The organism is Kribbella sp. NPDC050241, assembly GCF_044459685.1.
Lineage (GTDB): Bacteria > Actinomycetota > Actinomycetes > Propionibacteriales > Kribbellaceae > Kribbella.
In genome coordinates this window covers 507,791-531,314 of the sequence record NZ_JBITJE010000001.1, presented here as the reverse complement: position 1 = coordinate 531,314, position 23,524 = coordinate 507,791, and the positions used below count along the sequence as shown (strand labels likewise).

The window sequence follows — 23,524 nt, the reverse complement described above, 5'->3', positions numbered from 1 at the left end:
TCCGGCTGACGACCGCAGGAGGTCATGGGAGGGGGTGTTTGGCGGCGTTTCGCAGGCGGATGGCCCGGCCTACGTAGTCGATGCCGGTGACGATCGTCACGATGACGGCTGCGGCCATCACCACCATGGCGGTCCAGTGGAGGACCGCCACCGATTGCCACGGAAGGAGGTAGAGGCCGAGAGCGATCGCCTGGAGGACGGTCTTCAGCTTGCCGCCGCGACTGGCGGGCATCACGCCGTGCCGGATCACCCAGAAGCGGAGGGCCGTGACACCCCACTCGCGGACCATGACGACCACGGTGACCCACCATGGGAGCTCGCCGAGGATGGACAGGCCGATGAAGGCCGCTCCGGTGAGCGCCTTGTCCGCGATCGGGTCGGCGATCTTGCCGAAGTTCGTGACCAGGTTCCACCGGCGGGCGATGTCGCCGTCGAAGCGGTCGGTGACGATCGCCACCACGAACGCGGCGGTCGCGAGCAACCTGTTGCCGTCTTCGGTGCCGCCGTCGCGAAGCAGCAGCCAGACGAAGAGCGGGACCAGCGCGAGCCGCAGCACCGTCAGCGCGTTCGGCACGTTCCACGCGCTGGGCGCGTGGAGGTGGCCGGCTGCGCGCGGCGCCGGGTTCGGCGGGTTGGTCACGCGGTCAGATTAGCTGCCCGACGGCCGTCCTGGGGGCTCACGTGTGCCGCGAACTCTGCGATCAGGTCCACACCGTCCGTCCCGACCACCTTCGCCGAGACCATGTCCCCGACGTTCACCCCGTCCGGAAGACCGGTCACCGTCGTCGAACCGTCCACCTCGGGGCCCTGATGAGCCGCCCGCCCCTCACCCGACCGCCCGTCTGCCCGGTCGGTGTCGGCGTCGGTGTCGGCTTCGGTGTCGGTGGCTGGGTCCGTGCTTGGGTCGACGGACTCGAGGAGGATCTCGAGGAGCTCGCCGACGCGGGACTCGGCGCGGGCAGAGGTGAGGTCCTCGGCGAGGCGGGTCACGCGGTCGAGGCGCGCGGCGATCGTGTCCTCATCGAGTTTGCCGTCGTACGTCTCGGCCTCGGTGCCGTCCTCATCGGAGTACCCGAAGACGCCGATCGCGTCGAGGCCGGCGCGGGACAGGAAGTCGCACAGGATGTCGACGTCCTCCTCCGTCTCGCCGGGGAAGCCGACGATCACGTTGCTGCGGATGCCTGCCGTTGGAGCCGTGGCGCGGACCTGAGCGATCAGATCCAGGAAGCGTTCGGCGTCACCGAAACGGCGCATGCGGCGCAGGAGCGGGCCGGAGGCGTGCTGGAAGGAGAGGTCGAAGTACGGGACAACGCCGGGGGTCGACGTCATCGCGGTGATGAGGGTCGGGCGCATCTCCGCAGGCTGCAGGTAGGACACCCGGACACGGGCGATACCCGGGACTTCCGCGATCTCGCTGACCAAGGTCTCGAGCAGGCGGAGGTCGCCGAGGTCCTTGCCGTACGACGTGGAGTTCTCGGAGACCAGGAACAGTTCGCGGACACCGTTCTCCGCGAGCCACTGGGCCTCGCCGAGCACCTCGGTCGGACGGCGGGAGACGAAGGCGCCGCGGAACATCGGGATCGCGCAGAACGCACAGCGCCGGTCGCACCCGGACGCCAGTTTCAGCGGAGCCATCGGTCCACCGTCCAGCCGGCGACGTACAACCCGCGGACCGCTCGCCGGCGCCGACGCGAGATCCGGCGCGTCGATCGTCAACTCCTCGGGGGCAGTCGTGACGAAGCGCCCCTTGAGAGGTTGAGGTCCGCCGTCAGATTCCACCGACTCGGTGGACCGCACTGGCTTGAGTTCGACCGGGATGTGGTCGCCGTGGCCGGGGATGGCTACGCCGGTGGTGGCGGCTCGGGCAGACGGGGCCAGCGGGAGGAGTTTGCGGCGGTCGCGCGGGACGTGGGGCTGGTGCTTGGTGCCGGAGAGGATCGAGCGGAGGCGGTCGGAGATGTCCGCGTAGTCGTCGAAGCTGAGGACTGCGTCGGTCTCGGGAAGCGCGTCGGCGAGTTGTTCGCCGTACCGCTCGGCGAGGCAGCCGACTGCGACGACTGCCTGGGTGCGGCCGGAGTCCTTGTAGTCTGCGGCGGCCAGGAGGGTGTCGACCGAGTCCTTCTTGGCGGCCTCGACGAAGCCACAGGTGTTCACCACCACGGTGTCCGCTTCGGCGGCGTCCTCGACGAGCCGGAAGCCGCCGGCTTCGAGACGGCCTGCGAGTTCCTCGGAGTCGACATCGTTGCGGGCACAGCCCAGCGTGACCAGGGCGACGGTGGTGGGTGGCGTAGTCATCCCCACGAGTATGACTCGCCGCGCAGTCCCCCACCTAACCAGCCATCACCTTCCGTACCGCCTGGACACCACACCGCACGCGCTGGTTCTGCCGGGCGGAACAGACACCAACGAGCGAACGGATCCGACCGCACCCACGACACTCGAGCAGCCCGCGGCAACACCGGCGCACGCTGCGCCAACCGCGGCAGCCCGTGGCAACACGGGCGCGCGCGGCGCCGAACCGCGGCAGCGCCGACTACCGGGTCGACAGGAGTCAGCGGGATGACGCTCGCGGTTGGCGGTGTCAGGACGGCTTTTGGATGGTGCCGTCGGGTTTGACGGTGAAGCGGTAGAGGGTGGTTCGCAGGCGCTCGCCGTTCAGGCTCAGGACCAGGTTGGCGGGCACGCCGATGGAGACACGGACGATGCCCTTGTTGGTGACGGTCTGGGTCACGCCGGGACCGACCATCCCCTGGAAGAGGCGCTTGCCCTTGCTGTTCCGCAACGTGACGTACGAGCCGTCGCCCTTCGCGGTCAGCACCAGCTTCACGTGAGTGGCGACCGGCGGCGGCTTGGGGGTGGCCTTCTGCGTCGGCGTGGGAGTCGGCTTCGGCGCCACCGGCGTGGTCACGGCCGGCGTGGGGCTGGCGGTCTTTGACGCGTTGGCCTCGATGTCGCTGGGCAGCGTGAAGAGGCGGACCATGCCCCAGCCCATCAGACCGACCAGGATCGCGCCGACCACAACCGCCCAGCGCGGGCGGGCCGGATGCAGCGAGGGCCGTTTGACCACGGCACGTTCCTCGCGGCGGGACTTCTCCTCCTCGACGGCGTGTTCGGCGTCGAAGGCCGCGAGCAGCGGCACGGGGTCTGCCTTGACCACGCGGGCGATCGAGCGAATATGCCCGCGGGCGTAGAAATTCCCACCGCAGCGAGAGAAGTCGTCGGCCTCCATGGCGACGAGCAGCCCGGTTCTGATCCGGGTAGCGGCACTCAGCTGCTCGATCGTCATGTCGGCCCGTACGCGGGCCGCCGTGAGCTCGCTGCCGATGCTCACGTCCCCACCGTCCTCTCCATCGCCCGACTGGATGCTCGGGCCGTCGACGTCGTCTTCGTCGACGGCTAGGACCCTCGACATCAAGTCAACGGCCTTGGTACGACGGGGTCACGCCAGACTCAGAGTTGTTCCCTGACCGGACATCTGGCATCCGCCAGCATGTGCAGTGCCTGTACCACTTCCCCGTTCGACGGGCGTGCCGTCAACCCGAACGGTACCGCGAGTGACGAGCCGGTCAACCGCCGATTCGCATCAGTTCTCTTGCGACTGGAATTCGGCATCGCACCAAGGATGGGCCCAGGATCCTGTAAATGAACGGCAATCCGGCCGTCGTCGAGCGGATGGCGGCGCTTCAGCACCGTCACCTGGTCGATGTCCTCCCACCGGGTCCCGATCCATTCGTTGCCGATTCGCAACCGGATCCCGACATCGTCGGCGACCAGCATGTCCCCGACCATCAACGCCCGCGCGCAGATCACGGCGAGTACGGCGAACGCGGCGGCCGCGATCCAGCGCAGTACGCCGGTCGGGCTGGTGGAGGCGGACGCGGCGAAGCCCACCGCGACCAGGGCCGCGCCGAGCGCCAGTCCCCCGTGCACCTTCTGGGAGGAACGGATGGTGAACGGCACCGGTCTGGGATCCACGTCGAAGCGATCGGTCCGGGGCTGCGCACTAGCGGCGGTCACGTCACTCTCCTCGCAGGGTCGCGATGAAGTCCTCTAGATCGTCCGGCTTGACCAGTACGTCGCGCGCCTTGGACCCCTCGCTCGGTCCCACGACTCCCCGGCTTTCCAGGATGTCCATCAGGCGGCCCGCCTTGGCGAAGCCGACGCGCAGCTTACGCTGCAACATCGACGTGGAGCCGAACTGCGTCGACACGATCAGCTCGGCCGCCTGCACGACCAGGTCGAGGTCGTCGCCGATCTCGTCGTCGAGATCCTTGCTCGGCCCGGCCACGGCGGTGACGTCCTCGCGGTACGTCGGCTCCAGCTGGGTCTTGCAGTGCTCGACCACGCCGTGGATCTCGGACTCGGTCACCCACGCGCCCTGGATTCGCATCGGCTTGCTCGCGCCCATCGGCAGGAACAGGCCGTCACCCTGACCGACCAGCTTCTCCGCACCCGGCTGGTCCAGGATGACGCGGCTGTCGGCCAGCGACGAGGTTGCGAACGCCAGCCGGGACGGGACGTTCGCCTTGATCAGACCGGTCACCACATCCACCGACGGCCGCTGAGTCGCGAGCACCAAGTGGATGCCGGCGGCACGGGCCAGCTGGGTGATCCGGACGATCGAGTCCTCGACGTCGCGCGGGGCGACCATCATCAGGTCGGCGAGCTCGTCGACGATCACCAGCAGATACGGGTACGGCGTCAGCACGCGTTCACTGCCAGGCGGTGGCTTCACCTTGCCGCCGCGGACCGCCTTGTTGAAGTCGTCGACGTGCCGGAACCCGAACGCGGCCAGGTCGTCGTACCGCATGTCCATCTCGCGGACGACCCACTGCAGCGCCTCGGCCGCCTTCTTGGCGTTGGTGATGATCGGCGTGATCAGGTGCGGGATGCCCTCGTAGTGGTTCAGCTCGACCCGCTTGGGGTCGACCAGGATCATCCGCACCTCGTCGGGCGTGGCCCGCATCAGGACCGAGGTGATCAGCGAGTTGACGAACACCGACTTGCCCGAGCCGGTCGCACCCGCGACCAAGAGGTGCGGCATCTTCGCCATGTTCGCGACCACGAAGCCGCCCTCGACGTCCTTGCCCAGCCCCGCCACCATCGGGTGGTGGTCGTTGCGGGCGGTCGCCGAGCGGATCACGTCGCCGAGGCTGACGATCTCCTTGTCGGTGTTCGGGATCTCGATGCCGATCGCGGACTTGCCTGGGATCGGCGACAGGATCCGCACATCGGCCGACGCCACCGCGTAAGCGATGTTCTTCGACAGGGCGGTGACCTTCTCGACCTTCACCGCCGAGCCGAGCTCGACCTCGTAGCGGGTCACTGTCGGACCGCGGGTGTAGCCGGTGATCTGCGCGTCGATGCCGAACTGCTCGAACACCTCGGTCAGCCGGTCGACCACCTGGTCGGACGCCTTGGTCCGCGCCTTGTGCACCGAACCCGGCTTGAGCATCTGGCCGTCGGGCAGCGTGTAGGTGATGTCGCCGGACAGGCTGAGCTGCTCCACGCGCTGCGGGATCGGCGTGTGTGGCGGGGGCTCGGGCGGCGCCTCCGGCGTCTTCTTCGCCGAAGCCACAGGGCCCGTGACGGCGGCACCGGCGGCCGCGGCGGCATCCACGTCGACGTCGTACGCATCGTCCTCCGGCGGCGGCGCGGCCTTCGCCTTGCGGCCCCGCTTGGAGATCTCCCGTCCCTCGAGCACCGGCGAGTCGTACGGCTTGATCGTCGGCTCCCCGTCCTCGTCGAGGCCGGCAGCCTTGGCCCGGCGCTCCTTGCGGGTCAGCCGCACGGTGTCGTCGGTCGAGGCCGCCGCGACGGACGGAGCGTCCTCGGGCAGCGCCGTACGTCCCATCAGTACGTCGAACGCCGCGCGGACGCGGAGCGGGATCGCGTACACCGGCGTCGCTGTGATCACCAGCGCACCGAAGATCGCGAGCAGAACCAGCAGCGGCGCGGCGACGTACTGCGTGAGCAGGTCCGAGAGCAGTGAGGAGACGACGTACCCGATCGCGCCGCCGGCGTCCTGCAGCGAGGCGTCGGCCGGGTTGCCGGGACGGGGCAGGCCGTTGGCGATGTGGACCAGGCCGAGTACGCCGAGCGAGACGGCGGTCCAGCCGATGACCTGACGTCCGGCCGGACCGTTGCGGTCCGGGTGACGCAGCGTGCGGACCGCAACGAAGAGCAGCAGCAGCGGCACGGCCCAGCCGAGCATGCCGACGCTGCCACCGACGACGGTCCGGATGCCATGGCCGACCGCGCCCGGGAGGTCCCACCAGATGGCAGCGGCCACCACGACCGCCAGGCCGATCAGAAACATGCCGGCGCCGTCGCGGCGGTGCTCGGGGTCGAGGTCGCGGGCGCCGTGGCCAATACCGCGGACCATGCTGCCGAGCACGTGCGCGATACCGATCCAGATCTTCACGACACCGCGGCCGAGAGCGATCATGGCGGCCGCGAACGGGCCCGCTCCGCCGTTTTTGGGCGTACTGGTCCGCGCGGCGGAGGATCCACCGCGCTTCGCGCTCTGCCCACGCTTCTGAGCGCCTGACGGACGGGAGCGTCCACCAGCGGCCGAACGAGCGTTACTCGGTCGTTTGGCTGCCGACTTCTGCGCCCGCGCCGGGGAAGACGTGCGGGTCGCCATATTTAGCAGGCTACCCCGATTACCTCTCGAGTCCCACGTGTCACACGCCGATCACGCTGCCCCATCCGTAGCGTCACAGCGCCGCCACACGGCGGCGGAGCCGGAAGAGGTGCCAGAGGACGACGTACCAGGCGAGCGCCGCCAGGCACCCGGAGGCGACCCCCGTCAGCATCGACCGGGCGGCCGCCTCGCCGACGAGGTCCGCCCTGCTCAGCTGTACGACGGCTCCGGCCAGGCCGATGAGCACCATCGCGGCCAGTACGACGTACCGGACCCATGACGGGATGTGGTCGTGCTTGGCGACGGGCTGTACGTCGACCCGGCGGTACCAGCGGTAGAGCCAGACGGCGAGGATCAGGCAGCCGCCGACGGTGCTCACGTACTGCAGGATGCGGTTGACGTCCCACGCACCAGTCACCTGCGCCGCGAAGAACGAGTGGTACCGGCGGACGAAGTAGCCGTCGTAGTGGGTGAACGAGTCCCAGAGGACATGCGTCAGGGCGCCGATCACCGCCGACACGACGGTCCAGAGCAGGACAGCCGTCGAGGGCACGCGCCAGGAGGGGGTGGGCAGGCGAGCAGCCAGACCGGACGGAGCCAGGGCGAGCAGCGGCCGCTTCACCACAACCTGGAAGGCCAGGAGCAGGATCAAAGCCAGGAGCGGGTCCAGCCAGAGGCCTGACGACAGCTTGTGCGTGAGGGTCAGCGTGAAGTTGCCGTTGATTCCTTGCGTGGCGAAGCTGTAGATCGGGTCGAGGTACAAGAGGTCGGGCGCCACCGCACCTGCCACCAGGGCCGACACCACCAGAGGACGTCGGACCAGGGGCAAGATGGCTGCGGGATGCGCGAGGGTGAACGGCACGTCCCGCAGCCTAGGTTCCGACTCAGGACACTAAGAAGACCAGAGGTCAGAAGGTGGGCCAGCTTCCAGCCAGCGGCTGCTGGCCGACGCCGGGTGCCTTCCAGTCGCAGACACCGTTGGGGAATGCCTGCCGCAGCGACTCCCACTGAGCTGGAGTGAACGGCACCTTGTAGTCCGACGGAGTCAGCGGGTGGAGCCGGCACTTGATGATGTCGTTGGCAACGGATGCCCCGGCCACCTGCCGCGGCGCCGGCCACACCGGATACAAGGTGTTGCACCGGGTCGTGCCGATGCCGTTGACCTGCGTCTCGACAATCTTCTCGCCCTGCGGGCTCCAGCAGGCTTCCGCCAATGACGTCGGCTTGTTGCGCAGCAACCGCGCGTGCGGCGAGCCGGGCCGGGTGTCAGCGTCCGTGGCGTCCATCCAGTGGTCCAGCGCCGTCAGTGCGTCGGCCAGCACCGGGTTCGTCGTACTGAATCCACCCGGAGCGTCGCCGGCCTGCACCAGCATCACCTGGTTGGCCGCATCACCGTTGGCCTTGCGCAGCCGCTCCCGCAGCGAGAACGAGTGGAAGATCAGGTGGATGTCGCCGTTGGGCAACTCGTCCCAGTACTGCCGATAGTCGATGATCGGCGTACTCGCCAGTCCCCCGCCACCGTTGATCAGTTGCCCAGTCCGGTACGCCGTACTGATCGCCGCCGGATCCGCAACAGTCCGGGCGGGGACGAAGTTCGCGTCCGTGTCGAAGCCGCCGACCGCCCGGTTCAGGTCGAGGAACTGGTCCGCGGTGATCTTGCCGGAGTTCAGCGCGTCCAGGCCGTACTGGATGCCGACGTTGTCCAGCGGACGTCGCGCCGCGCCGGTGGCCGGATCCTTGCTCCAGACGTTCACCTGGTGGTCGTAGACGTCACAGCGCGCTCCGCCGGGGTTCGTCACCGGGTCGTACCGCTGCTCCACCGGAAGTTGCCCAGGGCAATAGACCCGTGGATCGATGCGGCGCCCGGCGCCGGCCAGGTTGGCGATCGTGCCGACCTTGCCGAAGCCCGCTGCGGCCCGCTTCTGCTCGTCGGTCCAGCCGGTCGCGGACTGGAAGTAGTGGTCCAGGAGCAGCGCGTCCGTGATCGTGTGCAGCGTCGCGAACCCGACCTCGGGGAACACGCAGGACGCGACGATGCCATCCAGCAGCCCCGGGTAGTCGTCGGCGATCTGGAACACCTGGTACGACCCACCCGAGCAGCCCCAGCCGACGGTCTGCCGCGGTACGCCGATGGTCTCGGCGATGTGCTCCCGCGTCATCGACATCGTCTCGGCCGCCAGCACCCCGTTGCAGTTGACACCGAACACGTTCAGGCTCGACGACGCGACGGCGTACCCGCGACCGAGCATCAGGTCGTCGTTGATGCCGCCGGTGCCGCTGCCCTGCTGGTACCAGCCGCCCGGGCAGCCGCCGCCGAAGGTGTAGACGAGCCGGCCGTTCCAGCCGGTCGGCGCGTGCCGCACGTCCGGCTCGCCTGCCGCCGGGTCGTGAAGTACGGCGTACTCGTAGATGGACCGGTTGATCACGCCGGTCTCGACGCGGACGATGTACGGCACGGTCCGGCCGTCCGAGGTGGTCGTGGTCGCGAGGTCCGCGGGCCGATCCGAGGGCAGCACCTTCAGCGAGCGGTCGATCGTGGACCGGTACAGATAGTCGACCCGGGTCGGCACCGAGCAGTTCGCATCCGTCGGCGGTCCGAGCTTGACCTTCGCGAGCGTGGTGAAGTCGGCGGTCCCACAGATGTACGGCGTCTCGTGCGGACCAGCGAGCATCGGACCGGTGCGCGGGTGGTTCGTGACCACCAGCCGTTCGCGGTCGGCCGTGATCGTGTTGCGGCCGTCCACGAGCCCGTCGACCAGGCCGGTCAGGTGATCACCGGTCCGGGCGAAGGAATCGGTGACATCGCGCCCGTCCAGCCGGACGGTGAGGCGGTCGAGGTGTGGGCCGTAGACCCCGACCAGCACGTTGCCGTCGCTGACCATGTCCGGTCGTGGCGACGAGAGCACCTCCAGCCGGACACCCGCGGCGTGCGCGGGCACCGCGAGCAGGCTGGAGAGTACAGCGATCAGGAGCAGAACGAGGGCGGTCGGTCGCTTCATGCGACGAGTCGATCACAGCGCGATGCAGACCGGAAGGGTCAAGGCAATCGATTTCCAGATTCGAGTGGACCACTAGGCGCCGGTGGTGCCGTCCAGTTGCTCACGGACGAGGTCGGCGTGACCGCAGTGCCGCGCGTACTCCCCGACGAGATGGATGTAGATCATCCGCAGCGTCGACTCGGTACCGCCGAAGGTGAAGCGATCGTCGAGCGACCGCGTGGCGGCCGCGTCGTCGGACAGCTTCCACTCCGCGATCAGACCGTCGTACGCCGTCTGTGCCTCGGCCGGATCGATCAGTTCGAAGTCGGCGTCCTTGCCCAGCTCGGGCGCGAACAGCGGCTCGGCCGGCGACTCGTCGGCGAAGTGGATGCGGAACCAGATGCGCTCGACCTTGGTCAGGTGCCGGATCAGTCCGAGCAGCGAGAGGTTCGACGGCGGCGACGGCCGCTCGGCCAATTGCTCCGCTGTCAGACCGGCGCACTTGAACAGCAGCGTGGTGCGGTAGAAGTTCAGATACCCCTGCAGTAGCTCGCGTTCCGGCGCGGTCAGCGAGCCATCGGGCCGGCCTACGTCAGGCGCTGTCCATTCCATGGTCATGGCGCCTATCCAACACCAGCCTCCAGGTAGCGCAGCCCCTGCTTCATCCATTCGCGCGGATTGGTGTCGAGCCGCTCCGCCCAGGCCGGTTCGGTCTCGCCGCGCAGCCAGGCGTACCGCGCGAGTGCGTACCCGTACATGGCCTCGGTCAGGTAGCCGAGCTTGGAGGTCCGGTAGTGGGTATGGGTCCGGTAGAACTCGAAGGACGCGTTCGCGCTGAAGATCCCGAAGCCGACGAAGACCGTGAACAGGTCGGTCAGCGGCTCGCCGTCGCGCCGGTCCAGATCGATCCGGTCCTCGCCGAGAAGCCGCTCGTGGCCGAGCTCGTGGACCATGGTCGCGACCAGAGCCACCGGCCGCTGCGCCTGCTTCATGTCCACCGTCACCACGGTGACGCCGTCGCGCTGACGCCAGTGCGCTGCCGCACCGGACGACTCGGAGTTCAGCCCCAGATTCGCGACCAGCTCGTCGGGCTCATCCGGCTCGAGGTCCAGCCGGACTCGGTCCGCCGGCACCTCCACGTGATCGCACAACGTCCGGAACACCGCCCGTACGTCGTCCTCCGAACCGCTGTACCCGGCCGGGAACCACGACTCCTCGGGAACCACCACCGGCCGGCGCAGGAGCTCGTCACCGAACTCGGCGACGAACCAGTCGAGGTTCTCCTCGATCCAGAGTTGCTCCACGCTGCGGACCGGACAGCTCGCCTTCTTCCACCACATCCCCACCACCTCCCGCCCGGTCGGACGCAACAGCCGCGCGAAAGGTTGCGGTCCGGACCGTGTCTCAACATGCGTGCGGCTATCTCACATCGCGAGATCAGGGCTGGCGTAGATCGTGGCCCGTTCGTTACCGTTCTCGGCAGGTCATGAGTGCCAGCGTCAAGCCCCGGCTTGCTGGCCGGCAACCCTCCTCCGCGGTGGGGTGCCCCGGGTGAAGACCGGGCCGTGCGGATACCCCGTTCGGCAAGCGCGGACTTCCTGGGAGCAGCACCATGTCGATCCTCTCCATCCTCGAGCCTGCCAGCACGGCGACCCCGCGGCCGACCGTCGCCCGGCTCGCCACCGGCAGCGTCCCGGCCACCGTCGGCTCGGACCTCCTGGTCCCGCTGGCCGACGGCCGGGTGACGGACTACGCGAACTTCGACCACGGGGCCAGCGCGCCGTGTCTGGAGTCGGTCCGCGCCAGTGTCGAGGCCGCACTACCGTCGTACGCGTCGGTGCATCGCGGCAACGGCTACGCCTCCCGCATCACCACCCAGTGGTACGAGCGGGCCCGCGCCGAGGTGCATGCCTTCGTCGGCGCCCGTGCGGACGACCAGGTGATCTTCACCCGCCAGACCACCGACGCACTCAACCTGCTGGCGCACGTCGTGCCTGCCGACGCGACAGTGATCGTCTTCGAGTCCGAGCACCACGCCGCGCTCCTCCCCTGGCCGGCCGAGCGGACCGTCCGCCTCGCCGCGCCGAACTCCCCCACCGAGGCCGTGACGGACGTCGCGGACGCGCTCCGGGCCGCGCCCGAAGGCCCGCGGCTGGTCGTGGTCACGGGTGCATCGAACGTCACCGGTGAGATCTTCCCAATCGCCGAGATCGCCGCAGTCGCCAAGGCCCACGGAGCCAGGGTCTGCCTGGACGCCGCCCAGCTCGCGCCGCACCGCGCCGTTGACATCGAGAAGCTGGACGTCGACTGGGTCGCGCTGTCCGGCCACAAGCTCTACGCCCCGTATGGCGCCGGTACGCTCATCGGCCGCGCGGACTGGTTCGACGCCGCCGACCCCTACCTGTACGGCGGCGGCGCCACGACCGCAGTCACCGGCGACACCGTGGTCTGGGCTACCGGCCCGGCACGCCATGAGGGCGGCTCCCCCAACGTCATCGGCGCGATCGCACTCGCCTCCGCGTGTGCGGCGATCACCAAGCACCGCGACGCGATCGAGCAGCACGAGCGCAGTCTGCTCGCCCGTCTCCGCACCGGTCTCGCCCAGCTCTCCGACGTCACGACGTACTCGATCTTCGCTGAGGACGCGGACCGCGTCGGCACTGTCTGTTTCACGATCGCCGGGCTGAGCTCGACGCTCGTGTCGGCGGCGCTCAGTGCGGAGTACGGCATCGGTGTTCGCGACGGCAAGTTCTGTGCCCACCCCCTCGTCGGGCACCTGCTCGCCGGCTCCCCCGACCACGGCACCGCCGTCCGAGCGAGCCTCGGCCTCGGTACGACGCGTGAGCACGTGGACCGCCTCGTCAACGCCGTACGGACGCTCGCCACGAGCGGACCGCGGACGGAGTACGAGGACACCGCCCACGGCTGTCAGCCCGTTGAAGACCCGCGCGACCTCCAGGCACCGCGGATCTGGTGAAGACGACCCGCCTCCTACTGCTCAGGAGTTACCAGACCTACGTGGTGAGCAGCGAACGCCAGTAGGTCCGCCCATTCCGACGCGACCATTGCAGCGGGCTTGCCGAAGCCGTGGCCGGTGTTGACCTCGATGCGAGTCAAGATCGGTGCGGCCGAGGACTGGGCATGCTGCAGCGTCGCGATGAACTTGTGACTGTGCAACGGCACGACGCGATCGTCGTGGTCACCGGTGACCACGAGCGTCGCCGGGTACGCCGTCCCGTCCCGCAGACTGTGGAGCGGCGAGTAGGCCAGCAGGTCCTCGAACTGCGACGCGTCGTCCGGATGCCCGAAGTCGGAGGCCCAGGCGGCTCCCACGGTGAACAGGTGGAAGCGCACCATGTCCATGACACCCACGCCCGGCAGGGCGACCGCGAAGAGGTCGGGGCGTTGCGCCATCACCGCAGCGACGAGCAGACCGCCGTTGCTGCGGCCGTGGATGGCCAGCTGCTCCGGAGTGGTCACGCGGGTGTCGCGCAGGTGCTCGGCCACGGCGATGAAGTCGTCGAACACGTTCTGCTTGTTCTTCAGCCGCCCGGCGTCGTGCCAGTCGCTGCCGTACTCACCACCACCGCGCAGGTTGGCGATCACCAGCACTCCGCCGGCCGCGAGCCACGCCGGCCAACCCGGCCGGTAGTCGGCCAGGACCGGGATGCGGAAACCGCCGTACCCCCACATGAGAGTCGGGCGCGGCTGTGAGAAGTCCAGGTCGGAGCGAGTGATCAGGAAGTACGGCACGTCGCGGCCCGTCGCGATCCGGCGAGTCACCGTGACCGACGGCGGAGTGAAGCCACCTCCGCCACGGACCAGCTCCGGCAACGCACGCACAGAGCCCGACTCGGCCGACACGACGTACGACAATGTGGGATCCGTGGTGGTCGACAGGCCGACGAAGATCTCGTCGTACTCCGGCGACGCGTTGAGACCGACCACTCCCCCGCCCGGTACGTCGACAACGCGAGCACCGGAGCCGTCCAGCGCGTAAAGCGTCAGCACCGGCTGTGCGTCGACAAGCGTGAGGGTCGTCAGGCCGGCCGCCGTACCGCGGACAGCCTGCAGGGTTGCCTCGCCCTCCGGGATCAGATCGGTGAACGTACCGTCCAGCGAGGAGAGCACCACCCGACCACGCGACGCGTCCCGGTCCGTCCGCAGTACGAGCTGATCACCGGACATCCGTACGAACGCGATCTCGTCGGTGAACTCGTCCACCACCTTGACCGGATCGCCGAGGCCGTCCGACGTGATCGGGAAGACCCAGAGCCGGGTCGCCGGGTCGGTGCCCTCGGTGATGTGCACGACCAGGTAGCGGTCGTCCTCGGACACCTCGGGCGTGATGAAGTAGCGGTCCTCGTCCGGGAAGCTCAGCACCAACTCGTCCGACGACTGCGGATCGCCGACCTTGTGCAACATCAGCCGTCCACCGGTCAGCGACTTCGTCTCCGTGCCCTCGCTCCGGCCGGTCGGCGGATAGTGCAGATAGAGGTACGCCGAACTGTCCGGGAGCCAGGTGGCCTCGCAGAACTTCGCCTCCGTCACGCCGTCGTCCACCGCGGTGCCGGTGGCGATGTCGAGCAGCCGGAACGTCGTCCAGTCGCTGCCGCTCTCGTTGATGCCGTAGGCGAAGTACTTGCCGTCAGGGCTGACGGTGAAGGAGCCCAGCGAGTCGGTGCCGTCGGCGGACAGCGTGTTCGGGTCGATCAGGACCCGGCCGCCGTCGAGCAGTTCCTCGAGCGACTCCGCGACGTACACGACGTCCTGCGCCTGGGTGCCGTCGTTGCGGCCGGCGAAGTACCAGCCGGCCTTCTTCGCCGGTACGCCGGCCCGCGGCCGGGCCAGGATCGCGGACATCGTGGCCTCGAACCACACCCGCTCCGGGTAGGTCGACAGCTCGGCCTGGGTGAACTCGTTCTGCCGGCGGACCCAGTCCTGGGTCTCGGCGGAGTCCGGGTCCTCCAGCCAGCGGTACGGGTCGGCGATCTGGTGGCCGTGCAGCGTGTCGACGACGTCGTCGCGACGGCTCTCGGGGTAAGCGGCGGTCATGCGATCCAACCTATCCGGCCAGTGCGACTCTCAGCAGAAGCTCGTACGTCGGCCGCGGGTCGACGTCGTCGTGCCGTGAGCGTCGGACCCACCGCCTCCGGTGGGCGGCATCCCGCGCAGGCGCCGGAGGCCGGTGGGAACGACGGGCCCTCAGTGGCGGGCCGGGTTGATGTCCTGGGACCAGAGCACGGTGCCGAACAGGTTGCGCAGGGACGCGGTGAACACGCCGCTGCGCGGGTCGATCGAGACATGACCGAAGAACTGGTTGCCGCTGGCCGGCGACTGGCTCGGGAAGTCGGCCGCCTTCACGAACTCGACCTTCGGGCCGAACGTCGAGTCCAGTGCGTTCGGGCCGAACGCGCCCGCGTTGACCGGGCCGGCCACGAGCTCCCAGAACGGGTCGAAGTCGGTGTAGGCCGCGCGGGACGGGTCGTAGTGGTGGGCCGCGGCGTAGTGCACGTCCGCGGTCAGCCAGATCGTGTTGCGGACCTTGCGCCGCTTGAACTGGCTCAGCACCCAGGCGATCTCGTGCTCACGGCCGCCGGGCGCGCCGCTGACGCCGTTCGCGACGGCCTCGATCAGCGTGCCGTCCGGAACCAGCAGGCCGAGCGGCATGTCGCTGGCGATCACCTTCCAGGTCGCCTTCGACGCCGCCGCCTCGCGGACCAGCCACGCGGCCTGCTCGGCACCGAGCATCGCGACCGGGCCGACGGTGTCGGGTGTCGGGTTCGCGCCGCGGTACGTCCGCATGTCCAGGCAGAACACGTCGAGCAGCGGGCCGTAGCTCACCTTGCGGTAGATCCGGTTCCGGCCGGCCGGGTGCACCATCGGCAGGTATTCGAGGAACGCCTTCCGGGCTCGGGCCGCCAGGACGTCGACCCGCTTCTCGGTGTAGCGGTCGTCGGTCAGGATCTCACCGGGGTACCAGTTGTTCAGCGTCTCGTGGTCGTCCCACTGGCTGACGATCGGAACGTCGGCGTACAGCGCCCGGACGTTGTCGTCGAGCAGGTTGTACTTGTACCGGCCGCGGTACTCGGCCAGCGTCTCGGCGACCTTGGAGACCTCCTCGGTCACCACGTTCTTCCAGACGGTGCCGTCGGCAACCTTCAGCTCGGCCTCGATCGGGCCGTCGGCATAGATGTTGTCGCCGGAGTGCAGGAAGAAGTCCGGCCGGGTCTGGTGCATGGCCTTGTACGCCGCCATGCCGCCGATCTCCGGGTTGATCCCGTACCCCTGCCCGGCGGTGTCGCCGGTCCACACGAACGACAGTCCGCGGTTGCGGCCCGGCGTACCGAACGACCCCTCGAGGGTTTCGCCGCGGTGGCCCCAGGAGTCCTCGAACGCGATCCGGTAGTCGTAGCGCTGGCCCGGGCGCAGGCCCTTCAGCGGCAGCTGAGCGGTGAAGTCGTCGTCGGGTCCGGTGATCGGGCCACGCAACCGGATAGCGGTGTCGAAGCGGCCGTTGCTGGTCAGGTCGACGACCAGCCGGGCGCGGCGGTCGGTCCGGGACCAGACGACGGCGGAGTTCTCGGTGACGTCGCCCGACATGATCCCGGACGGCAACGCGGGCCGGTCACGACGTACGACGTTGGGGGCCGCGGTAGCCACGCTGGACTGGATTCCGGGGACAGCCAGGGAGGCACCGGCGACGGTGGATGCGGCCAAGAGCTGGCGGCGGCTCAAGTTCATGCCCGCCAGCTTCCTACGCACCGGTGACGACCGGGTGAACCCCGGATGATCAGCGCCCGGTCTCACATTGACACCGCCGGTTGCGTCAGGTCCGTGTCCGTGGTTCCGTGGTGGTACCAGCCACAGATACGTGGCGCTGCCCCAGACCCGGTAGCGCATCGCGATCGATGCACTCCCGGAGCGGGGCGTTTCTCATGTCGCAACTCGTCGAGGATGACGACCATCCGCAGCAGCGGTACGCAAGCCTCTATACCGAGCTGTCCCGCACCGTGCGCGAGCTCGGGCTGCTGAAGCGGCGCCACAGCTACTACTGGATCCGGATCGCCCTGGTGACGATCGCGTTCGCGGCCGTCTGGGCCGGAGTCGCCCTGCTCGGCAACTCGTGGCTGGTACTCCTCCTGGCCGGCGGGCTGGCGCTCGTGCTGACCCAGGTCGCGTTCCTCAGCCACGACGGCGCCCATCGGCAGATCTTCGACTCGAACCGATGGAACGACTGGACCACGCGCCTGCTGGCCGCCGTACTGGTCGGGATGAGCTCCGGCTGGTGGCACTCCAAGCACAGCCGCCACCACGCCGCGCCCAACCAGCTCGACCGCGACCCTGACATCGGCCCAGGAGTCATCGCCTTCACGCCCGAAGTCTTTGCCCAGCGCAAGGGTCTGCGCGGCTGGCTGACCCGGCGTCAGGGCTGGCTGTTCTTCCCGCTGCTCACCTTGGAGGGCCTGAGCCTCTACGTGGCCAGCCTGCGCCACCTGCTCCGGCGTACGGCGACCTCGGTAGAGCGCATCGAAGCCGCGATCGTGCTGACCCGGCTGGCCGGGTCGGTGGCGGTGCTGCTGATCCTGCTGCCGGTCGGCAAGGCCGGAGCGTTCTTCGGGCTGCAGCTGGCCGTGTTCGGGATCTGCCTCGGCGGGTCGTTCGCGCCGAATCACAAGGGCATGCCGCTCGTCCCGGCGACGATGAAACTCGACTTCCTCCGCCGCCAGGTGATGATGTCGCGCAACATCCGGGGCGGGATGATCGTGGACTTCGCGCTCGGCGGGCTCAACTACCAGATCGAGCATCACCTGTTCCCGAGCATGCCGCGGCCGACGCTGCGCCAGGTCCAGCCGATCGTTCGCGAGTACTGCGACCTGCACGGGGTGAAGTACACCGAGGTCGGGCTGTTCACGTCGTACGGGATCGTCGTCGACTATCTGAACAACGTCGGGCTGAGGGCACGGGACCCGTTCCAGTGCCCGCTGGCCGCACAGTTGCGCTAGCCGGCACTTTGCCAACCGGACATCCGACCACGCGCTCACCTTCATGGCCGTTTGGCCGCGATGCTGGATGATGCACGAATGCGCACCCAGCAGCGGTACGTCAGCCTCTACACCGACCTCCTGCAGAACGTTCAGGAGCTCGGTCTCCTTCGACGCCGTCAGGGCTACTACCTCACGCGGATCAGTCTGGTCCTGATCGCCTTGCTGGCGGTGGCAGTGGGCGTCGTACTGCTCGGCGACTCCTGGTTCCAGTTGTTGCTGGCCGGTGCGTTGGCGCTCGTGCTGGTGCAGGTGGCGTTCCTCAGCCACGACAGCGCCCACCGGCAGATCTTCCACTCGGCGGCGCGGAACGACTGGACCTCACGAGTCCTGGCCGGCTGCATCGCGGGGATGAGCGTGACCTGGTGGCGGAGCAAGCACAACCGGCACCACGCCGCACCGAACCAGGTGGACAAGGATCCCGACGTACAGCTCGATGTGATCGCCTTCACGCCGTACGCCGTTGCGAAGCGCGGGCGACTCGGTCAATGGATCGCAGCGCGGCAGGGCTGGCTGTTCTTCCCGCTCCTGACGCTGGAAGGAATCGGCCTGCACTCGTCGAGCGTGCGGCACCTCCTGCGCCGCGACGCGAACCGGCTGGACCGGATCGAGGCCGTGGTTGTGATGTCCAGGATCGCGGGCTACGTGGCCGCGCTGTATCTGCTGCTCCCGATGGGCAAGGCCAGCGCCTTCCTGGGTCTGCAGCTCGCGGTGTTCGGCGTCTGCCTCGGTGCCGCGTTCGCGCCGAACCACAAGGGCATGCCCCTCGTCCCGGCCGGGATGAAGCTCGACTTCCTCCGCCGCCAGGTACTGATGTCCCGCAACATCCGCGGCGGTACCCTGACCGACTTCGCGCTGGGCGGGCTGAACTACCAGATCGAGCACCACCTGTTCCCGAGCATGCCGCGGCCGACGCTGCGCCAGGTCCAGCCGATCGTTCGCGAGTACTGCGCCCTGCACGGCGTCGCGTACACCGAGGTCGGCCTGTTCGAGTCGTACCGGATCGTCGTCGACTACCTGAACAACGTCGGGCTCAGAGCACGGGACCCGTTCCAGTGCCCGCTGGCGGCGGAACTCCGCTCAGCCGGTGGGCGGGATCTCGCCTGAGCCGCGGATCGTCAGCTTCACCGGGACGCGGACCGTGCGGCCCGGCCGGTGCGGCTCGGGCAGGCGCTCGGTCATCAACTGGATCGCGGTCCGCGCCATCACGTCGGCCGACTGCGCCACCGCCGTCAACCCGGGGCTGAGCAGGTCGCCGAGCGCGAGGTCGTCGAACGACACCAACGCGACCTTGTCCCGCCGGCCGGCCAGTCCACGGAGCACCTCGGCGGTGGTCATGTTGTTTGCCGACAGCAACGCCGTAGCCGGCTCTGCCCGGTCCAGTACGGCGGACAGCGTGATGCCGATGCCCTCCGTGGTGGGCTCGGACAGGTGGACCAGGTCCTCGTCCACGTCGATCCGGTGCCGGGACATCGCGGCCCGGTAGGCGACCACGCGCTCGCGGGCGGTGAAGATCCGCTCGTCGTCACCGAGGTACGCGATCCGCCGGTGCCCCTGCCGGACCAGGTGGTCGATCGCCTGGTCGATGCCGCCGGCATTGTCGGCCAGCACCGCGTCGGCCTCGATCCCGTGCGCCGGCCGGTCGATCGTGACGACGGCCATCCCGGCGTCGACGTGCGGGGCCAGGTAGTCCTGGGTCTCCCCGATCGGCGCCATGATCAGCGCGTCCGGTCGGCGGGCGACGAACTCCAGGCAGACTTCCCGCTCCCGCTCGGGGTCCTCGTCGGTCAGGCCGATCATCACGACCGAACCGCTCGAGCGGGCCCACAGCTCGACGGCGCGGCCGAGCGAGGCGAAGAACGGGTCGCCGATGTCGCGGATGACCACCGCGATCGTCCCGGTCTTGCCGCGGCGCAGCATCCGGGCGCTCTCGTTCGGGGTGTAGTTGAGCTCCTTGATCGCCGCCTGGACCTTCGCGGTCAGCTCGGGGCTGACGTTCGGCTCCTCGTTCACCACCCGGGAGACCGTCTTCAGCGCGACGCCCGCCCGGGCCGCGACCTCCTTCATCGTGGGCCGGCGCTGCCCCGTGCCGTTCACCCCGCTGATGCTCACCCGCCGGCCCACCCTTTCCTGTCTGCTCAGCTCTCGACGACGACCGGGATGATCATCGGGCGGCGGCGGTGGGTGTCACTGACCCACTTGCCCACCACCCGCCGGATCACCTGCTGCAGCTGGTACATGTCGTCCACACCGCCGCCGATCGCCTTCTCGATCTCCGCCTCGATCCGCGGCTTCAGGTCGTCGAAGACACTGTCGTCCTCGACGAACCCGCGCGCCTGGATCTCCGGCCCGGCAGTCAGTTTGCCGGTGACCGAGTCCATCACGGCGATCACCGAGATGAAACCCTCGTCGCCGAGGATCCGGCGGTCCTTCAACGAGGTCTCGGTGACGTCGCCGACGGTCGAGCCGTCGACGAAGACGTACCCGCAGTCGACCTTGCCGGCCACGACGGCCCTGCGGTCGATCAGGTCGACCACGACGCCGTCCTCGACCACGACCACGTTCTCCCGCGGTACGCCGGTCTGGATCGCGAGGTCGGCGTTCGCGTGCAGGTGCCGGATCTCGCCGTGCACAGGCATCACGTTGCGCGGCTTGACGATGTTGTAGCAGTAGAGCAGCTCGCCGGCGCTGGCGTGACCGGACACGTGCACCAGCGCGTTGCCCTTGTGGATCACGTTCGCCCCGTGCCGGGTCAGGCCGTTGATCACGCGGTAGACCGAGTTCTCGTTGCCCGGGATCAGGGACGACGCCAGTACGACGGTGTCCCCCGGCTGGATCTGGACCACGTGGTGGTCGTTGGCCGCGATCCGCGACAGCGCCGACATCGGCTCACCCTGCGAACCGGTCGAGACCAGCACGACCTGTTCCGGCGGGTAGTTGTCCAGCTCGCGCATGTCGATCAGCGTGTCACCGGGCACGTTCAGGAAGCCGAGGTCACGGGCCACACCCATGTTGCGCACCATCGAGCGGCCGACGTACGCGACCTTGCGGCGGTGCTTCACCGCCGCGTCCATCACCTGCTGGACGCGGTGCACGTGCGAGGCGAAACAGGCGACGATGATGCGCTGGTTCCTCGCGTTGGTGAAGACCCGGTCCAGCACCGGCGCGATGTCGCGCTCGTGCGTGGTGAAGCCGGGCACCTCGGAGTTGGTGGAGTCGACGCAGAACAGGTCCACGCCCTCCTCGCCGAGCCGCGCGAACGCACGCAGGTCGGTGATCCGGTTGTCCAGCGGCAGCTGGTCCATCTTGAAGTCGCCGGTGTGCAGGACCATGCCGGCCGGCGTCCGGATCGCCACCGCGAGCGCGTCCGGGATCGAGTGGTTGACCGCGATGAACTCGCAGACGAACGGGCCGATCTGGAGCTTCTCGCCTTCGACCACGGTCTGCTGCGGCACGTTGCGGTGCCGGTGCTCCTTGAGCTTGCCCTCCAGCAACGCGAGCGTGAGCTGTGAACCGATGACCGGGATGTCACCCCGCTCACGCAGCAGGTAGGGCAAGCCGCCGATGTGGTCCTCGTGGCCGTGGGTCAGAACCACCGCGACGATGTCGTCGAGGCGATCCCGGATCGGCTGGAAGTCCGGCAGGATCAGGTCCACGCCGGGCTGGTTCTCGTCCGGGAACAGTACGCCGCAGTCGACGACCAGCAGCTTCCCGTCGTACTCGAAGACCGTCATGTTCCGGCCGACCTCGCCGAGGCCGCCGAGCGGGATGACCCGCAAAGCGCCCGGCGTCAGAGGTCCGGGCGCGTCGAGATCTGGGTGGGGATGGCTCATGCAATCAGTCCTGCCGTCTTGAGGTCGGTGGTGAGCCAGTCCACTTGCTCCGCGGTCGCCTCAATCAACGGCGACCGGAGTGTCGCGTGCTCGATGACGCCGGCCAGCTTGAGCGCGGCCTTCACCATGATGGCGCCCTGGGTCCTGGTCATGATCGCCTCGACGGCAGGCACCACCCGTCGGTCGATCTCTCGTGCGGTGGCGAGGTCGCCGGCCACCACGGCGTCGATCAGTTGCCGGTACGGCTCACTCGCGACATGCGCGACGACGCTGGCGATACCCACCGCGCCGATCGCGAGCCAGGCGAGATTCAGCTCGTCCGCACCGCAGTAGTAGAACAGATCGGTGTTCGCCAGCACCTTGGTGGCCCCGGCCACGTCGCCCTTGGCGTCCTTCACCGCAACGATCCGCGGGTGCTCGGCGAGCGCGATCAGCGTCTCGGTCTTCACCTCCACGCCGGCCCGGCCGGGGATGTCGTAGACCATGTTCGGAAGGCCGGTGGCGTCGGCGACCGCGGTGAAGTGCGCGCGCAGCCCGTCCTGCGGAGGCTTGTTGTAGTACGGCGTGACGACCAGGAGCCCGTCGGCGCCCGCGGCCTCGGCCTGCTTCGCGCACTCGATCGTGTGCGCGGTGTCGTTGGTGCCGACCCCGGCGATCACCTTGGCCCGGTCACCGACCGCGTCGAGCACCGCCTTGACGAGCTGGACCTTCTCCGCGTCGGAGGTGGTCGGCGCCTCGCCGGTGGTCCCATTGATCACCAGCGCGTCGTTGCCGCGGTCGACCAGATAGGTGGCCACCTTCTGCGCGGCCTCGAGATCGAGCGCCCCATCGGGCCGGAACGGGGTGACCATGGCCGTCGTCAGGCGGCCGAAGGGCGGCGCCGACGAGGCAGAAGAATCTGGCGAGGACATGGGGCTCAGATTACCGCTCCGAAGCCTCGGGGAAATGAGTAGGCCTGATAGCTGTCCGCTCGGGGGTCCGGGCAGCTACCAGGCTCACTCGTCCTATCGGGCCGGGCCCAGCAGTCGTTACAGCTTCGACCAAAAAAGTCCGGAAAAATTTCTGCGAGTACTCTCGGTAGTTTCAGGCTTGCGCACCGTCGAGGATTCATCATCGACCGGCCAGCCAGATCGAGGTGGCGTCGAAGAGTCGCTCCACTGCTTGGACCGCGCCAGGGAGCAGCAGTACGCCGCCGGCCAGGAGCAACGGCGCAATGAGGATGCGCTCGACCCAGCCGCCGGTGCGGAAGCGCAGTGGACGCGGGAGCCGGATCTCGTACCAGGTCTCGCCGCGGATCGGCAGCGGCCACAACCACGGGCAACCGGAGCGGGTCAGGCTGTCACCAAGGCAATGCGTGAACATGCCGAGCGACACCGCGACACCGATCCACCCGCCGATCCCGGTCAGACCCGCTTGTACGGCGTCCGCGGTCGACGTACCGGGGACCGCCGTACCCAGGACTGACCAGCCGACGGCTGCGAGGACCGCGATGATCAGCCAGTCGCCCAGCACGTGGGCAGCCAGGAGGAGTCCGGTCGCGGCGATGGCGAGCACAGCCCACTTCCCGCGGTCGCCGAGGCTTGCCGCGAGTACGCCGAGCAGGATCGCGGCAGCCAGGGTGTGCGTGGCGTGGCGGTGCTTCCCGGTGCTGTCCTCGTCCCGTGGTCCCTTGGTGAGGTTGTAGAGCAGACCCGAGAACGTGCGGATCATCGCGGACACCAGTCCGGTCACGGGACCGAGCAGCCGGGACGCGCTCGCACCTGGGTGATCGAGGTCGGGGACGAGCGCGTAGCCGGCCGTGGCCGCCGCGAACGGCACCACCTCCGCCACCGACGTCAGACCCACCAGCGGTGCGACCGCCAGTCCCAGGCACCACCCCGACAGGGCATGCGACCGACCCATCACGTGCGCCTCACCACTCCCTCACTACGGCAACGACCCATCCTTTCAATGCGGATCCCGCCCGCCCGGGAGGCTCGCCCACGACGCCGTTTTGCATAATCATGCAGAGGGGTGCATACT

Annotated in this window: 18 protein-coding genes and 1 riboswitch; of the genes, 3 read left to right on the top strand and 15 right to left on the bottom strand. The window is 68.8% G+C overall.

The features are described 5' to 3' along the window. Window positions 1-22: 22 nt before the first annotated feature. The 9 genes from pgsA to ACIBG5_RS02325 all read right to left on the bottom strand — a co-directional run bounded on the left by pgsA (window position 23) and on the right by ACIBG5_RS02325 (window position 10,964). The gene (gene pgsA / locus ACIBG5_RS02365) at window positions 23-640 is read right to left on the bottom strand and encodes a CDP-diacylglycerol--glycerol-3-phosphate 3-phosphatidyltransferase (protein ID WP_396389632.1); all 618 of its coding nucleotides are present in this window, start codon (window positions 638-640) and stop codon (window positions 23-25) included. After that, the gene (gene rimO / locus ACIBG5_RS02360; RefSeq protein ID WP_396389631.1) at window positions 637-2,295 is read right to left on the bottom strand and encodes a 30S ribosomal protein S12 methylthiotransferase RimO; all 1,659 of its coding nucleotides are present in this window, start codon (window positions 2,293-2,295) and stop codon (window positions 637-639) included. Before rimO ends, pgsA begins: the two co-directional genes overlap by 4 nt. 286 nt (window positions 2,296-2,581) lie before the next feature. Beyond that, on the bottom strand, window positions 2,582-3,412 hold the full coding sequence (locus tag ACIBG5_RS02355; RefSeq protein WP_396389630.1) for a helix-turn-helix domain-containing protein: 831 nt from the start codon (window positions 3,410-3,412) through the stop codon (window positions 2,582-2,584). A gap of 38 nt (window positions 3,413-3,450) precedes the next feature. Further along, window positions 3,451-4,017 (bottom strand): hypothetical protein, encoded by a 567-nt coding sequence (locus ACIBG5_RS02350; protein WP_396389629.1) that lies wholly within the window; start codon window positions 4,015-4,017, stop codon window positions 3,451-3,453. A gap of 1 nt (window position 4,018) precedes the next feature. Then, window positions 4,019-6,448: a DNA translocase FtsK 4TM domain-containing protein gene (locus tag ACIBG5_RS02345; RefSeq protein WP_396389628.1), complete on the bottom strand. Its 2,430-nt coding sequence runs from the start codon at window positions 6,446-6,448 to the stop codon at window positions 4,019-4,021. Between the two features lie 271 nt (window positions 6,449-6,719). Next, a complete protein-coding gene (locus tag ACIBG5_RS02340; protein WP_396389627.1) occupies window positions 6,720-7,508 on the bottom strand; it encodes a DUF4184 family protein in 789 nt (262 codons plus the stop codon). 46 nt (window positions 7,509-7,554) lie between these two features. Further along, on the bottom strand, window positions 7,555-9,645 hold the full coding sequence (locus ACIBG5_RS02335; protein WP_396389626.1) for a DUF6351 family protein: 2,091 nt from the start codon (window positions 9,643-9,645) through the stop codon (window positions 7,555-7,557). 72 nt (window positions 9,646-9,717) lie between these two features. Next, a complete protein-coding gene (locus ACIBG5_RS02330) occupies window positions 9,718-10,242 on the bottom strand; it encodes a DinB family protein (RefSeq protein WP_396389625.1) in 525 nt (174 codons plus the stop codon). 5 nt (window positions 10,243-10,247) lie between these two features. Next, window positions 10,248-10,964, bottom strand: a complete 717-nt coding sequence (locus ACIBG5_RS02325; RefSeq protein WP_396389624.1) for a hypothetical protein — start codon at window positions 10,962-10,964, stop codon at window positions 10,248-10,250. Window positions 10,965-11,106: 142 nt separating this feature from the next. After that, a riboswitch (SAM riboswitch) is annotated at window positions 11,107-11,220 on the top strand. A gap of 16 nt (window positions 11,221-11,236) precedes the next feature. Here ACIBG5_RS02325 and ACIBG5_RS02320 point away from each other — a divergent pair. After that, on the top strand, window positions 11,237-12,601 hold the full coding sequence (locus ACIBG5_RS02320) for an aminotransferase class V-fold PLP-dependent enzyme (protein WP_396389623.1): 1,365 nt from the start codon (window positions 11,237-11,239) through the stop codon (window positions 12,599-12,601). 14 nt (window positions 12,602-12,615) lie between these two features. Here ACIBG5_RS02320 and ACIBG5_RS02315 read toward each other — a convergent pair whose 3' ends face one another. Continuing rightward, window positions 12,616-14,679 carry a prolyl oligopeptidase family protein gene (locus ACIBG5_RS02315; protein WP_396389622.1) on the bottom strand — a complete coding sequence of 688 codons (2,064 nt, stop codon included), beginning with the start codon at window positions 14,677-14,679 and terminating at the stop codon, window positions 12,616-12,618. Window positions 14,680-14,829: 150 nt separating this feature from the next. Further along, window positions 14,830-16,368 (bottom strand): alkaline phosphatase D family protein, encoded by a 1,539-nt coding sequence (locus ACIBG5_RS02310; RefSeq protein ID WP_396389621.1) that lies wholly within the window; start codon window positions 16,366-16,368, stop codon window positions 14,830-14,832. A gap of 194 nt (window positions 16,369-16,562) precedes the next feature. On the opposite strand from ACIBG5_RS02310, the gene ACIBG5_RS02305 reads away from it, so the two are divergent. Further along, window positions 16,563-17,630 carry a fatty acid desaturase family protein gene (locus tag ACIBG5_RS02305; protein ID WP_396389620.1) on the top strand — a complete coding sequence of 356 codons (1,068 nt, stop codon included), beginning with the start codon at window positions 16,563-16,565 and terminating at the stop codon, window positions 17,628-17,630. 78 nt (window positions 17,631-17,708) lie between these two features. Beyond that, window positions 17,709-18,776, top strand: coding sequence for a fatty acid desaturase family protein (locus ACIBG5_RS02300; protein ID WP_396389619.1), 1,068 nt, complete (start codon window positions 17,709-17,711; stop codon window positions 18,774-18,776). Here ACIBG5_RS02300 and ACIBG5_RS02295 read toward each other — a convergent pair. The 4 genes from ACIBG5_RS02295 to ACIBG5_RS02280 form a co-directional block, all read right to left on the bottom strand. Then, window positions 18,750-19,781 carry a LacI family DNA-binding transcriptional regulator gene (locus tag ACIBG5_RS02295; protein ID WP_396389618.1) on the bottom strand — a complete coding sequence of 344 codons (1,032 nt, stop codon included), beginning with the start codon at window positions 19,779-19,781 and terminating at the stop codon, window positions 18,750-18,752. The genes ACIBG5_RS02300 and ACIBG5_RS02295 overlap by 27 nt on opposite strands. A 26-nt stretch (window positions 19,782-19,807) precedes the next feature. Beyond that, entirely contained in the window at window positions 19,808-21,502 is a 1,695-nt protein-coding gene (locus ACIBG5_RS02290) for a ribonuclease J (RefSeq protein ID WP_396389617.1), read from the bottom strand. Continuing rightward, window positions 21,499-22,413, bottom strand: coding sequence for a 4-hydroxy-tetrahydrodipicolinate synthase (gene dapA, locus ACIBG5_RS02285; protein WP_396389616.1), 915 nt, complete (start codon window positions 22,411-22,413; stop codon window positions 21,499-21,501). Before dapA ends, ACIBG5_RS02290 begins: the two co-directional genes overlap by 4 nt. 199 nt (window positions 22,414-22,612) lie before the next feature. After that, a complete protein-coding gene (locus ACIBG5_RS02280; protein WP_396389615.1) occupies window positions 22,613-23,404 on the bottom strand; it encodes a metal-dependent hydrolase in 792 nt (263 codons plus the stop codon). Between the last annotated feature and the right edge of the window lie 120 nt (window positions 23,405-23,524).

Coding starts and splice junctions, on each gene's coding strand:
- rimO (WP_396389631.1), bottom strand. CDS start 2,295: ATGACTACGCCACCCACCACCGTCGCCCTGGTCACGCTGGGCTGTGCC.
- ACIBG5_RS02355 (WP_396389630.1), bottom strand. CDS start 3,412: ATGTCGAGGGTCCTAGCCGTCGACGAAGACGACGTCGACGGCCCGAGC.
- ACIBG5_RS02345 (WP_396389628.1), bottom strand. CDS start 6,448: ATGATCGCTCTCGGCCGCGGTGTCGTGAAGATCTGGATCGGTATCGCG.
- ACIBG5_RS02335 (WP_396389626.1), bottom strand. CDS start 9,645: ATGAAGCGACCGACCGCCCTCGTTCTGCTCCTGATCGCTGTACTCTCC.
- ACIBG5_RS02330 (WP_396389625.1), bottom strand. CDS start 10,242: ATGACCATGGAATGGACAGCGCCTGACGTAGGCCGGCCCGATGGCTCG.
- ACIBG5_RS02325 (WP_396389624.1), bottom strand. CDS start 10,964: ATGTGGTGGAAGAAGGCGAGCTGTCCGGTCCGCAGCGTGGAGCAACTC.
- ACIBG5_RS02320 (WP_396389623.1), top strand. CDS start 11,237: ATGTCGATCCTCTCCATCCTCGAGCCTGCCAGCACGGCGACCCCGCGG.
- ACIBG5_RS02315 (WP_396389622.1), bottom strand. CDS start 14,679: ATGACCGCCGCTTACCCCGAGAGCCGTCGCGACGACGTCGTCGACACG.
- ACIBG5_RS02310 (WP_396389621.1), bottom strand. CDS start 16,368: ATGAACTTGAGCCGCCGCCAGCTCTTGGCCGCATCCACCGTCGCCGGT.
- ACIBG5_RS02305 (WP_396389620.1), top strand. CDS start 16,563: ATGTCGCAACTCGTCGAGGATGACGACCATCCGCAGCAGCGGTACGCA.
- ACIBG5_RS02300 (WP_396389619.1), top strand. CDS start 17,709: ATGCGCACCCAGCAGCGGTACGTCAGCCTCTACACCGACCTCCTGCAG.
- ACIBG5_RS02290 (WP_396389617.1), bottom strand. CDS start 21,502: ATGAGCCATCCCCACCCAGATCTCGACGCGCCCGGACCTCTGACGCCG.
- dapA (WP_396389616.1), bottom strand. CDS start 22,413: ATGTCCTCGCCAGATTCTTCTGCCTCGTCGGCGCCGCCCTTCGGCCGC.
- ACIBG5_RS02280 (WP_396389615.1), bottom strand. CDS start 23,404: ATGGGTCGGTCGCATGCCCTGTCGGGGTGGTGCCTGGGACTGGCGGTC.